At 42.0% G+C, this 12,886-nt stretch carries 11 protein-coding genes; 10 read left to right on the top strand and 1 reads right to left on the bottom strand.

The features are described from left to right. The first annotated feature begins 57 nt into the window (after positions 1–57). From B9N78_RS06815 to B9N78_RS06785, 7 genes are all read left to right on the top strand, one after another. A complete protein-coding gene (locus B9N78_RS06815) occupies positions 58–1,866 on the top strand; it encodes a hypothetical protein (RefSeq protein WP_085100298.1) in 1,809 nt (602 codons plus the stop codon). A gap of 230 nt (positions 1,867–2,096) precedes the next feature. Next, positions 2,097–2,495, top strand: coding sequence for a GNAT family N-acetyltransferase (locus B9N78_RS06810; RefSeq protein ID WP_085100295.1), 399 nt, complete (start codon positions 2,097–2,099; stop codon positions 2,493–2,495). Between the two features lie 230 nt (positions 2,496–2,725). Then, positions 2,726–3,184 carry a YkgJ family cysteine cluster protein gene (locus B9N78_RS06805; RefSeq protein ID WP_085100292.1) on the top strand — a complete coding sequence of 153 codons (459 nt, stop codon included), beginning with the start codon at positions 2,726–2,728 and terminating at the stop codon, positions 3,182–3,184. 129 nt (positions 3,185–3,313) lie between these two features. Continuing rightward, on the top strand, positions 3,314–3,709 hold the full coding sequence (locus B9N78_RS06800) for an OsmC family protein (RefSeq protein ID WP_085100289.1): 396 nt from the start codon (positions 3,314–3,316) through the stop codon (positions 3,707–3,709). Between the two features lie 207 nt (positions 3,710–3,916). After that, on the top strand, positions 3,917–4,309 hold the full coding sequence (locus B9N78_RS06795) for a cupin domain-containing protein (RefSeq protein WP_085100286.1): 393 nt from the start codon (positions 3,917–3,919) through the stop codon (positions 4,307–4,309). A 77-nt stretch (positions 4,310–4,386) separates the two neighbouring features. Then, positions 4,387–5,247 carry an AraC family transcriptional regulator gene (locus tag B9N78_RS06790; RefSeq protein ID WP_085100283.1) on the top strand — a complete coding sequence of 287 codons (861 nt, stop codon included), beginning with the start codon at positions 4,387–4,389 and terminating at the stop codon, positions 5,245–5,247. A gap of 134 nt (positions 5,248–5,381) precedes the next feature. Then, complete coding sequence (locus tag B9N78_RS06785; protein ID WP_085100280.1) at positions 5,382–5,693, top strand: heme biosynthesis protein HemY; 312 nt, start codon at positions 5,382–5,384, stop codon at positions 5,691–5,693. Positions 5,694–5,791: 98 nt separating this feature from the next. Here the strand turns inward: B9N78_RS06785 and B9N78_RS06780 are convergent, their stop codons facing one another. Further along, complete coding sequence (locus B9N78_RS06780; RefSeq protein ID WP_085100277.1) at positions 5,792–6,166, bottom strand: winged helix-turn-helix transcriptional regulator; 375 nt, start codon at positions 6,164–6,166, stop codon at positions 5,792–5,794. Between the two features lie 159 nt (positions 6,167–6,325). On the opposite strand from B9N78_RS06780, the gene B9N78_RS06775 reads away from it, so the two are divergent. The 3 genes from B9N78_RS06775 (at position 6,326) to B9N78_RS06765 (ending at position 12,761) form a co-directional block, all read left to right on the top strand. Next, a complete protein-coding gene (locus B9N78_RS06775; protein WP_170921388.1) occupies positions 6,326–7,162 on the top strand; it encodes a nitroreductase family protein in 837 nt (278 codons plus the stop codon). A 249-nt stretch (positions 7,163–7,411) separates the two neighbouring features. Next, entirely contained in the window at positions 7,412–9,541 is a 2,130-nt protein-coding gene (locus B9N78_RS06770; protein ID WP_245805488.1) for a transglutaminase domain-containing protein, read from the top strand. A gap of 166 nt (positions 9,542–9,707) precedes the next feature. After that, complete coding sequence (locus tag B9N78_RS06765) at positions 9,708–12,761, top strand: bifunctional diguanylate cyclase/phosphodiesterase (RefSeq protein WP_245805487.1); 3,054 nt, start codon at positions 9,708–9,710, stop codon at positions 12,759–12,761. Positions 12,762–12,886 lie beyond the last annotated feature (125 nt).

The following is a 12,886-nucleotide window of genomic DNA, read 5'->3' as shown; positions in this document are numbered from 1 at the left end:
GGCTTTGTTACACCGATTTTGCAATAAAACTCAGAAATACAACATGGAGAACACAGCGTGAAGCACGCCACAATATATGATATATGTGATGACCCGATACTGAAAAGCCGGACCATCAGCGGTCCGGGAAAAAATCTGCGCAAACTCTATCGCAAACTTTTCGGTAATCCTCTGCTTAAACACTTTCTTTTGCGCTGGTGTTCACATCCTGATATTCCCATGCAAAAAGTAGAAATCTACCGCAACATGATGTCGCAAGCCATGATCGCAACTTACGACGACTGGCAAAATCCGCAGTGGACCCAAAAAACCTTTGCTCCGCTGGCCGCACTTCTAAGCAAAGTAAAAGACCCGCAGTGGAGAATCCGCCATGCGGCCGATACCAAGCCACCGCGCATAAAAGATGCTGAGGTGAACGAAGTTCTCAGGGCCGTGCTGGATGACATATACAAAGTATGGGACAAAAATCCCGCTGATCCATATTTTCCTGTTTCCGCGCAGGTTATTATGCCCGGCGATTCAATTTGCGACGGCGAAAACTTCATGAATATCTTGAACGGACTCGGTTCCTTTGAATTTCAGAACATCAACCTGCTGTTCGGATTGATGCGCTGTTTTCTGCACGCCAATCCGCTTGTCATGAAAATATTCCGCCGTCCGTGGAAGGGGATTGCCGAACCGCTCAGCATGCCTGCTTCATGGATTACGCACCGCACCGCCTTTTATGACGACATCTTTTTTGAGCAGATTTACAACCTGTATATTCTGGAAGAGCTGCCTCAAAATGAACAGAGCAAGCTTAAGGAAATGCTTGAATCCATTCTGAATTTTCTTATCGTCACAAGTATGGAATGGCTTAAGGGTCCAAGTTCAGGAATTAAACATCCGGCTATAACCTGTCTTCCTAAAAACGAAAAAGGTGAACCGCTCTGCAACCTCAAACCTAAAGACTGGAAAGCTAAAAAAGAGCTTGGTTTTGATGATTACGTGCCGGATGTGGACACAACCTTCCTTGCCCTTGCCATGAGCCGCAAGTGGCTTGATCTGGTAGCAAAAAAAAATCTTAACTGTGACGTGCAGCTTCTTAAGCACTGTGAAGAGTTTCTGGATTTTCCATGGGTGGAAATTATAAACGAATATCAGATAGGCGGAGGTAACAAAACCAATCTGCCGACCATAACCATGACCCGTCCGCTTGATTATTACGGAGCAGTCCCTTTATGGTTTGATAAACCGTTTGAAAAAGAAAACGGAAGAATAATCCGTGAAACTCTCGGCAACGAAGTATGCCCGGGGCACAACATGGATATTCTCGAATCAATTCTGACCAACCGCAAGCAATGGAATGCTCTTGAAGGAGATAATCTGGAAACAGTGAAAAGATTTCTCACATTCCATTATAATGCGTTTGTAAGCGGAAATTTTAAACAAGACAGTGCGGTAAGATTCTACCTGCCTGAAATATACGTCAGCTATGCAGGAAGATTATATGATACATGGCTTACCATTCCTGAAAATGAACGCCGGATAATCGACCCTGACGGCAAAGTGGAAGTTATCCGCCAACTTGCCATAAACTACTGCAAATATGACATGCTGGGAGCAACACTCAATCCGTTTGACGCTTCCCTTGCCGTGGCAACACTTTGTCTGCTGCAATATGAAACTCGCGGAGACGGACTGATCGAACGCGGAATCCGCATTCTGCATGACCATCTAGGAGAAGGACGCAAGAAACATCCTTATAAAGCATACGAATGGACAATGGTCCGCCATCCGACCCGTATAATTGTCGGAAGCGAAGTGACGACTTCACTTTTCATTATGAATGCAATCGCCTGCTACAAAAGATATTTAAAAATGTGATTAAATAAAATAAACGGGATTAAACTGACTTAATCCCGTTTATTTTATACTCAGCACCGCCGAAGCTAACTGCTAAATATTATCTCAACATACTGCCATCATAAGTTAATGCCATTCATCTGACCATATCAAGACTTTTTAAGTATCAATATGTAGTACATTATATATTAGACATATAGATATCAGCTAATTTACACCTATCTCAACGACAACAAGAAAGGAGTAAAATCATGGCTATTACTTACAGCTGGACAAAAGACTTAAGTCCCGAAGAACTCGAAAAGCTCTTTCTTTCCGTTAATTGGGAATCAGGAAATTATCCGCAGAAGCTGCAAAAAGCCATGTTCAACTCACATAAAGTTTATTCGGCATGGGATGGCACCACTTTGGTAGGTCTGATTAATTCAATGACTGACACAGTGCTCACCGTATATTTTCAATACCTGCTTGTGCATCCAGCTTATCAGGGCCACGGCATTGGCAAAAAGCTAGTAGATACAATGCTGGACACATACAGTGATATTCCACGCAAGATTTTGATTTCCATGAATGAAAAAGTAGAATTCTACAAACACTGCGGATTCACTCACCACGCAGATAAGGCACCTATGTTTGTAAGTACTCTTTAATAAAATACATCCTACCTCCACTTCCTTTGTTCAGTCCCCGGAACAATATTGTAGCAGACGGAGGCTCAGGCGCGGGCCTCCACTCCTGCAAACCCCGATGATGCGGATTCCACTCACGTATCATCGGGGTTTTTCTTTTATTCTCGGTTCCTGCTATCATATCCTTGCAATCACAATTCTTTGCTAATATTAATTACTAATTCAAGTGACCTTAAACCCAATAGATACCAATGTCCTTTTTACACAATATGGCTTCTCTATTTCGCCTGTGGCGGCTGAAAAAACGAAAACAAGTCGTGGTTATCCGCGGCTCGTGCAACATGTGCGGAAAATGCTGTCGTGAGATTTCACTTTATGTTGACTCCACATGGCTGCGCAGTGAAAAGCAGGTCCGCAAGGCATCAATTAAAAATCCGCATCTCAATTTTTTTAAAATTATAGGGAAAACCGAAGACGGTTTTCTGAAATTTGCCTGCACGCATTTAGGAGAAGACGGACTGTGCACGGACTACGAAAATCGCCCGACGCTTTGCAGAACTTTCCCATCCCCATCTATTTTTTTACAGCACGGACAGCTCCCTGAAGGGTGCGGATTCAGAATGTCTACTGAAATTGATTTTGAAAAGGTGCTTGAAGACACATGCAACGGAAAAGCATGTATAAAATCGTCCAAAAGAAAGTATTTTTAAAATCATATACCAATTAACATAAAACACTTTTTTTAAGAGCTTCACCCATTGATTTTTATCCGTAAGTGAAGCAAATTTCCCCCACGAATATCGCATTCCAAAACCCAAGCAACTTAATTCGGGGTAATTATGCTTAAAAAAATAAAAGTAGAATTTGGTGAGGGAAAGAAACTTAATGCAACCGGTGACGGCTTTACTGCCGGTACAGATTTACCGGTTGATAAAGGCGGAGAAGGCTCAGCACCCAGCCCGCTTGATTTGTTTATAACATCTCTTGCAACCTGCGCAGCTTACTATGCACGCAATTTCTGTGAATCCAAAGCAATCACAATGAACGGCATCGCGCTTAACGTTGAATACGTTCAGAATCCAGAAACATCTCACATATCAAAAGTTAATTACCTGCTTACTTTGCCGGAAGGTTTTCCGGAAAAGTACAAAGCGGCTCTGCTAAGGACCATTGACCTCTGCACTGTAAAAAAACATTTGATCAATCCTCCGGCATTTGAACTTGAATTAGTTTAGTTTTTCTTAAAAGAGGCTGTGCTTCAGCACAGCCTCTTTAATATATACACCGCGCCCCTGCCGCATACTTAATTTACTCCCCGCAAAAACATTCTTAATTTCACAAGATCATACAATCCCGCGCCAATTTTTTCCGGCTATTACCTGCTGAACATCAACCGCTGTTTAAATAAAAACAGCAAAACCTTCAGCGTAAGGAGCATCACCATGCAGCCCGAAGAAATATCCGCTCTCATTTCAAATGGATCTATCGAATACCTTAATGATTCCACCAACTGCTCAGATTTAAATTGGAATCCGCATCCGGCATTTGAAGGAGTTTCCCTGAAACATCTTATCACCGGATCAAAGACAGACGGACAGCTAAGCTGCCACATAGTCCGCATCGACCCTGGATGCACACTTGAAACGCATACTCATGAAAACCAGTGGGAACTGCATGAAGTAATCAAAGGAAGCGGCGAGGCTAAGCTGGCAGAAAAAAATGTTAGCTATCATCCGGGGCGGACAACAATTATCCCCAAAGGAAAGACACACAGTGTTAAGGCCGGAAGTGAAGGTCTGGTTCTGCTTGCAAAGTTCTTTCCTGCTCTTGTCTAAATAGACCGTTGAAAATGCACTCGGCAGAACTGAACTAAGTAGATTTTGAATCATCCTCTTGATACAGTCGTGAACAGATGATCCCGAATAAGAATGAAAAACTCATATTCCATGAACTCGAGGGAATGGCTTATGCAACAGCTGTGGAGGCTGTAAACATTGCCAATAAATTCCCCCGCCACGTTCATTCAGGTTACATTTTCAGCCTGATTGATTCCGGCAGTCGCAAAATTAAGTTTCATTCACAAGCAGTCGAATTCAGTGCCGGGGAAATGAGCATACTCCCCCCCGGCACTTCTCACAGCTGTGAATCCTTTTCCAAGGGGACAAACGGTCCGCACTCATATCGATCTTTATGTGTCGAAAAATACTTCCTGCAAAAACTGGCTGAAGATATTTGCGGAAAACACTATTCGGCTCCGGCATTCAACCCGCATCTGATTTATCGCAATGCTGACATAGAATCGTTTAATATTTTTTTTAAACTGCTTGGAACACCCGGCGCAAGCTTAGAACGGCAGATAAGCTTAAACACCTTTCTTTACCATGCAATTCAAAATTTAAGCACGTCCCCTCCTGTTGAAGAAGACGGCGGACAGCAGAACGAAGCTCTTGCACGAGTTAAATCTTTTATAGCTGAAAATTTCCGAAACAATCTGACACTTAATAATCTGTCCGATATCGCATGCATCAGCTCATTTCATCTTCAAAAACTTTTTGTAAAAAAATACGGAATATCTCCGCAGGAATACCTGATCCATTGCAGAGTGCGTGAATCTGAGCATTTAATAAAAATGGGGATAACACTTGCTGAAGCGGCACTTTATTCAGGTTTTTTTGACCAAAGTCATTTTTCACGGAACTTTAAGCGTGTAATAGGAATTTCTCCGGGAAGGTTTCTTTCTGAAAACAAACCAGAAACAAAGCTACCTGAGTGATAGATTTTATTGATAGATCTACACTGAAAACTTTACATACATAAATAGTATGAAATTTTTTCTGCCTATCCTGTTGACATACACAAAATGAAGGCTATCCTTCTAAACAACTAAACCAAATTAGGAGAATATAAATGCTCAAAATTACAACCGAAGCGAAAGAAGTTCTTGACCAGCATTTTGAAGGCAAAGACAAAGAACCTATCCGTATATATATTGCATCTGCTTGTAGCGGAAGTCGCCTTGCATTAGGCCTTGACGCAGCAAAAGAAGGCGATGAAACCATTACTCTAGAAGGTTATGATTTCGTAGTGGATAAAGATTTGCTAGATCAGGCTAAACCGATGGAAATTAATCTGACCCCTATGGGTATTGAAGTTTCTTCTTCTCTCGTTTTCGAAACATCTGAAGGCGGTTGCTGCGGAAGTTGCGGAAGCTGCGGTTAATAGAGTTAGAATCCTCTGAAAAACGATTGCTTAATTGCTTTAAGAGATAATGAAAGACCGGAATGTCAACATTCCGGTCTTTTGTTTTTTAGTTCAGGCTATACAGCTTCTTCGCAGAATTCATCTACCTTGCGTATTTCGGCGTACTGCTGCCCCCACTTAGTCAAGTGTTGCAACACAGGAATAACAGTCTGTCCCAGCTCCGTCAGTGAATATTCCACTTTCGGCGGAACTACCGCGTATACAACGCGATTGATAAGACCGTCATCTTCAAGTTCTCTCAATTGCTGAGTCAGCATTTTCTGAGTAATATTAGGAATTATCTGCTTAAGCTCCCCAAAACGAAGTGTTTCGCTCCGCTCCAGCTGATGAAGGATAATCATTTTCCATTTGCCGCCGATAACATGCACTGTCAACTCCATGCTGCAATGATATTCATGCCGTCCGCTTTTTTTAAACGGGCATTCAGCCATAATTTCTCCAGTCTTAACTCTATAGTTTCCATTTAGATACTACAGCACAAAAAGGTATCTACTTTCCTTTTATACTGTAAGAGTGCTAATAAGACAAGCATGTTGTTTAAGCGGTTAAAATAAATAAAATAAAAAATCATGGCATATCAGGAGAAAAAAATGATTCAGCTGAAAATTGACGAAGAGTTGTGTATAGGGTGCGGAGATTGCGCAGCGGACTGCATTCATCAAATTATAGAACTTTCAGACGGCATTCCCTCCATAATTTCAGGTGGGGAGAATAATTGTCTCCAGTGCCAGCACTGTCTTGCAGTCTGCCCCACCGGAGCATTAAGCATCATGGGTCTTGACCCCCAAGACAGCCTCCAGCTTCCGGCAGATGTCCCGTCATCATTACAAATGGAAAACCTTATCAAAAGCCGCCGATCAACAAGGCAATACCGTCAGGAAAATGTTGACGCAGAAACTCTGGACAAACTGCTTAAAATTATCGCCTACGCTCCGACAGGTATGAACAGACAAAAGGTTTTGCTGACAGTAATAAACGATATCGAGACCATGGATACACTCCGCCAGCGGACCTACACTGCTATTCAGGATAAAATTAACCGCAATGAGCCTCTTTCAGATAAACAAAAATGGCTGGTCGGCTATATTCACGGCTGGCAGAACGGAGCTGACTATATCTACCGTCACGCACCTCATATGATCATAGCTTCAGCTCCGCGCGGCATAGGTACTCCGCTTGCTGACTGTGTCATAGCCCTCAGCTACTTTGAACTGCAATCCGCAACTATGGGACTTGGAACAACATGGTGCGGCCTGGCCATAATGTCATTGAACGAATTCGCTCCTGAGCTGTTAACAGAGCTTGGTATCCCTGATGATCACGAAGTAGGATATATGATGCTTTTCGGAGAACCGACTGTAACCTATCATCGCACCGTGCAAATAACTTCTGACCGTGTGAACTTTCCAAAACTCAAGAAGCAATAGCACTTTATTTTAAGCATTTATAATTTAATAGATCTTAAAAATAAGGGTTTACAATTTTAATATTGTGAACCCTTATCTCATTTTCCGCTTTTTATCATATTACCGCGTAAGCAGACCGCAGTTTACGCAATGACAGGTAGACTCCCTCTGTGCTACGTCTGCGCTATGCAAAATTGTAATAAATTAACACTCCCCGCAATTATCTCTTTCTGCGTTTGTCTGATCCTCTTCACTTCAGGGTGCTCCACCATGCACCAAAGTAAAACACTGTATTCCCCATACAAAAAAAACATTGAATCAGTACTTGATACCGCTGGCGGAAATCGCGCGCAGATTGAAACTTTTTTGTATAAATTCAATAATAATCACGAGAAAATGCAAGCGGCGGAGTTTCTAACCGCCAACCTTCCACCCTGCGACAGTGCCACGCTTCCAAGCGAATTACTCATCGAGAATCTGGATTATGCATTTCTTGCCAGAGAATCCACATTATGGGGAAAGGATGTTTCATGGGCAGATTTTTTAAATTATGTTCTGCCGCACAGAGTCAGTCAGGAAGAAGCAGTTAAGTGGCGTAAAATTTTCTATCAGGAACTTTTGCCCATTGTATCAAAGTGCAAAACCATGCGGGAAGCTGTTCTTGCGGTAAACCTGTGGTGCTTTTCAAAGACGGGATTCGAATCCACACAACGTTGGGACCAAAATCCTCTGATGACTATAAACAGAGGATACGGCCGATGCGAAGAAGCCGTTATTTTTACAGTCTGCGCGTTGAGAAGTGTAGGGATTCCGGCCCGTCAGGCAATGGTTCCTGCATGGCAGCACTCAAACGATAATCATACATGGACCGAAGTTTTAATTGATGGGAAATGGCATTATCTGGAATCTGCAAATCCTGACTACGGACTCGATTACGCTTGGTTCAGCGGATCTGTACGCAAAGCTCCGCTTGTTGAATCTTATGCATACGGCAACGTTAAGCAACCTGAGTTTCCGGTCTTGGGACGCAGAGTAGGTTGTACTCTTTTAAATACGACTTCCATGTATGCTCCAGCCAGCCGCGCTGAAATTCTTGTAACTGATAGTGACAACAAACCGCTTAACAAAGTCACAGTTTATTTTTCAGTTTTCAACTATGCATCATTGCGCCCTGTTGCGGCTAAACAAACCGATGAAAACGGGAAAACAAGCATTATTCTTGGTCCGGGATCTGTCTTTGTCTCTGCCGCATATGAAAATGCAACCGCATACGCAGCCTCAACATGGATTCCAGGAGAAGAAACTTCACGTAAAGATATTCAGCTGAAACTTTCCCCGAACAATAAACCTGAAGGAACAATTCTTTTCCGCTTTAACTACAGTGATAAACTTGCGCAATCCGCTCCTGCAAAAAATTCAGAAGGAGCTAAAAAAATTGAATTCGATTCCTTAAAAAAAGACCGACTTGCAAAATTTGAAGGTATGAAAAAAGGGGCTGAGATATTTGATACAGCTTTGTCTTCCTCCATTGCAAAAGCGGGACTGAACACTCCGGAAATACTTGAGGCCTTAAATAGCTGTTCTGAAAAAGAAAGCGAGTTTATGGCTGAAACTATTCGCCAGATGGAAACTGCCGACCTCATAAAAATCAGTTCCAATGAACTGATATCGAATGCAGATTTAGCTCTTAAAGCCAGAGAAGATGCCGGCAAAGCCGGGCTTAAATATGACGACAAAATATTCACGCAATACGTCTTAAGTCCGCGGATCATGTATGAGCAACTTCAACCATGGCGGAGTAGTTTATACCCTTTCTTCAGACTGAAAAAAGGTGATAAAATTTCAGACAAAATAAACTCTGTAAGTCGATTCGTTCAAAGCTTATCAACGGTCACCCGCGGTCCTCTGGGAAACAGCTTAACTCCCTTAGGAGTATTCACTTCCAACAGGGCATCAAATGATGACGAGATAAATATTTTTGCGGTTGCAGCTCTGCGTTCAGCAGGCATCCCTGCCAGATATCTTGATGAGCAAGGCTGGGCAGAGCTATTCGACGGACAGAAATGGACCCCGTTTTACCCTGAAAAAAGTTCCATGACAGGGAAGCAGAATGCAACGGCTGAAAGCACCGCTTATTATTCAAACTGGAGAACTATCAAGTTCGGTTTAAACGGATTTCCAAAAGGAAGTAAGCCTCCTCAATATTTTAAAGACTTCACAATTTCAAAGTTAGAAAATGATTCATTTTTTCAAATAGTGGAGAAAACAATTTCCGGATCATGTAATGAAAATATATGGGAAATCAGTATTCCTAATGGGGAATATTATCTTATAAGCGGGACGCGCAATGCTAATGGCGAGCCAACTGTTTCCCTCATTCCCATAAAACAAGGGCAATGATAGATTTTATAATCCATCAGGATAACTGCATTATTTCCTGACAAAACAAACAGAAACCTTGCAGAGCAAAGATTTATACAGTAATCAAAATAATCAGATGCACAAGTTACTACTAAAACAATTAGAAGAGACAATCGGGATCTCTACGGCGTATTCACTTGAGAAAATGAACTCTTTTCTGATGCTCGTAGACAAAACATATTCCAGCCTTGATGCATCCATGATTACTCCGGAATCTTTCTTCATCAAAATACTCCATTTTCTGCCGGACCCTTCATTTGTTATTGATAAAAACGGTATTATAATAGCATGGAATCCGGCACTTGAAAAACTAACAGGAGTAGCGGCAGAAAAAGTTATAGGTAAAGGCGATTTTGAATACATAAATCTTGTTCACGGCACAAGAAAACCGGGATTAATTGACATCGTTCGGGGCTGCGAGGCGACCGATCTTATTAAATATCAATCTATCAGGCGACAAGGGAAGTCTTTAGCCGCTGAAATCATAGTTCAAAACCTCGCCCATAGAAAAAATACACACCTTTGGGTTCAAGCCGCACCGATTACTGATAATACCGGCGAAATAATAGGCGCGATCGAAACACTGCGGGATGTTTCTGCCCGCAAACAAACTGAAAACATTAATCTTATCCTTTACAAAATTTCATCAGCCGCTAAATCAACTACTGACAATTTCAGTTTATTCCAATTCATACATGAAACTCTTAAGCCATTTACCGAGGCTGAAAATTTCTATGTTGCTCTTTATGACGATAAAGATGAAACCCTTTCATTTCCTTATTATTCTGACGAGAAGAAATGTATTTCACCAAACGAACGAATTGTTATCAAAAATATCAACAGCCTCAGCGCAGAAGTTATTAAACGCCGAAAACCTCTTCTGATAGAAGAAAAAAATATTACTCAGTATCGCCAAGAGGGATTGCCGACTCTCGGGTCATCAGCAAAATCATGGCTTGGAGTGCCGCTTATCCACGGTAATCAAGTCGTTGGTGTGATGACAATTCAGTCTTACAAATCTGATAATACATATACAGAACAAGACGTTGATTTAATGGTCGCAATTTCCGACCAGATAGCGTCTGCAATTAAACGCAGGCAGACTGAAAAGGCCCTGCTGGCAAGTGAAAAAAAATTCCGCTCAATATTTGAAAATGCCACTGTTGCAATTTTTCAGACATCGATTGACGGTGAGATACTCATGGCCAACCCCGCAATGGAGAGAATCATGGGCTATGATTCTGCCACACAGATGAAGGAGCAATGCCCCAATGCTTCTGATTATTTCCATAGCACGCGAGACTGGGTAAACCTGCTGAAAGAGCTGCTCAGAAATGGTGCTGTCAGCGGAAAACGCATTCGCATCAAACATAAAGATAATATAGAAAAATGGTGCTCCATCAATATTTCAACGATGTATGATGATGAAGGAAAGCCCGTTTTATATTCAGGAACCGCCTTTGATTCTACGCCGAGAATAGTGGCAGAAAGAAATGCTTTCAAACATAAAGCACGCTTCATGCAGCTTTTTGAAAGCTCACCACAGGCCATTGCTCTGACTGATTCAGAGGGAAATATAATGTCAACCAATAAAGCCTTTACCGGGCTTTTCGGATACACAACAGAACAGATGGCCCCTTGCTGTGAGAATCTCTGTCCTAGCGGTGAAGGTGCGATTAAAGAAAATTTCAAGAAGATTTTATCAGGCATGACATTTAGGACCGAAGACCTGCGCAAGCATAAGAACGGCAGATTAATTCCGGTCTCTATTCTCGGGTACCCTTTTGTTTATGATGATAAAATCTCCGGAACATTCATTATCTACGATGACATTTCGCACCGCAAAGAATTTGAGCGCAAACTCTCTCACCAATCACTGCATGATTCTCTGACAGGTCTGCCTAACCGCACTCTATTTCTTGAACGCCTTGAGCAGGCCCTTTACCGCTCACAGAAACAGCCTGATCATAATTTTGCGGTTCTTATGCTTGATATTGATATGTTCAAACGCATAAACGACAGTCTTGGGCATCAGGCAGGCGACTCTCTTTTAATTAAAGTCGGTGAAAGGATTAAAAGCTGTCTTCGCCCCGTAGATACAATCGCCAGAATGGGCGGGGACGAATATGCAATACTTATCGAATATTTCAGAACCCCTCAGCAGGTAATACAAATAATCAGGAGTATTAGAAATAAAATACGTAAGCCGATAACTGTTGCCGAAAAAGAAGTTGTTATCAGTACAAGTATTGGAATTGTCTTTAAAACTGCGGCATATGAACACCCTGAGCATATTCTGCGTGATGCAGACATAAGCATGTATAAAGCAAAAAAACAGGGTGTTAATAAGTTCAAAGTTTTCAATAAAGCTATGCATGAAAAAGCACTTGAAAATATGCTTATTGAGACAGAAATCAGACAAGGTCTTCCTGAAGATGAGTTTATTCCTTATTTCCAGCCTATTTACTGTTTACACACTAAAAGACTGGCCGGATTTGAAGCCCTTATACGCTGGAATCACCCTGAAAGAGGTTTCATAACCCCTGACCAAATAATTCCTATTGCAGAGGAAACAGGGCTGATTGTAAAACTGGACAGATTAATGCTGCAAAAATCCTGTCACGAATTTGCTGCATGGTTATCTGAATATCCTTCATCCAGAGACATGTTCCTCACTGTCAATTTATCATCAGGCCAACTTTCCCGCCCTGATCTTGCTGATTCAATTTCAAAAACACTCAGCGACACAAATTTCCCCTCAGATATGTTGAAACTTGAAATTACCGAATCCGCAATCATGGAAAGAAACGCCGCATCCACTTTAAATCTTAAAAAGATCGTCGAGATGGGCATCAGACTTGCGGTTGACGATTTCGGAACAGGCTACTCATCCCTGTCGCAATTACAAAGATTCCCTGCCTCAACAGTAAAAATTGACAGATCGTTCATCAGCCGTATGGCAATAGATCACGAGTCGCTTGAAATTGTCCGCGCAGTAAATGCTCTGGGACACAGCCTCAGCATGGATGTTATTGCTGAAGGAGTTGAAACCAGACAGCAGCTGACTCTGCTTAAAGAAATCGGTTGCGACTGTGTGCAGGGATTCTATTTTGATAAACCGCAACCGGCAGCGGTGGCATTGCAACTTATCAAAATGAGATCAGACGGATTCTGTCCGCCAGGTCTGACTTCTATTTAACTCCGCTTTTTCATCTCTATTTTCCACTTGGTAGAACATAATTATTCAGCCCTTCCGCATATAAATTATCCTTTTTTTACCCCGTTCAACAAGCTGATCGGCTTGTTAGCGTCCGAAATTGAGTG

The organism is Desulfovibrio gilichinskyi (assembly GCF_900177375.1).
Lineage (GTDB): Bacteria > Desulfobacterota > Desulfovibrionia > Desulfovibrionales > Desulfovibrionaceae > Maridesulfovibrio > Maridesulfovibrio gilichinskyi.
Note: the sequence above shows the minus strand (reverse complement) of the source record. Positions and strands in the feature narration are given on the sequence as shown.

Coding starts and splice junctions, on each gene's coding strand:
- B9N78_RS06810 (WP_085100295.1), top strand. CDS start 2,097: ATGGCTATTACTTACAGCTGGACAAAAGACTTAAGTCCCGAAGAACTC.
- B9N78_RS06805 (WP_085100292.1), top strand. CDS start 2,726: ATGTCCTTTTTACACAATATGGCTTCTCTATTTCGCCTGTGGCGGCTG.
- B9N78_RS06800 (WP_085100289.1), top strand. CDS start 3,314: ATGCTTAAAAAAATAAAAGTAGAATTTGGTGAGGGAAAGAAACTTAAT.
- B9N78_RS06795 (WP_085100286.1), top strand. CDS start 3,917: ATGCAGCCCGAAGAAATATCCGCTCTCATTTCAAATGGATCTATCGAA.
- B9N78_RS06790 (WP_085100283.1), top strand. CDS start 4,387: ATGATCCCGAATAAGAATGAAAAACTCATATTCCATGAACTCGAGGGA.
- B9N78_RS06785 (WP_085100280.1), top strand. CDS start 5,382: ATGCTCAAAATTACAACCGAAGCGAAAGAAGTTCTTGACCAGCATTTT.
- B9N78_RS06780 (WP_085100277.1), bottom strand. CDS start 6,166: ATGGCTGAATGCCCGTTTAAAAAAAGCGGACGGCATGAATATCATTGC.
- B9N78_RS06775 (WP_170921388.1), top strand. CDS start 6,326: ATGATTCAGCTGAAAATTGACGAAGAGTTGTGTATAGGGTGCGGAGAT.
- B9N78_RS06770 (WP_245805488.1), top strand. CDS start 7,412: ATGCACCAAAGTAAAACACTGTATTCCCCATACAAAAAAAACATTGAA.
- B9N78_RS06765 (WP_245805487.1), top strand. CDS start 9,708: ATGAACTCTTTTCTGATGCTCGTAGACAAAACATATTCCAGCCTTGAT.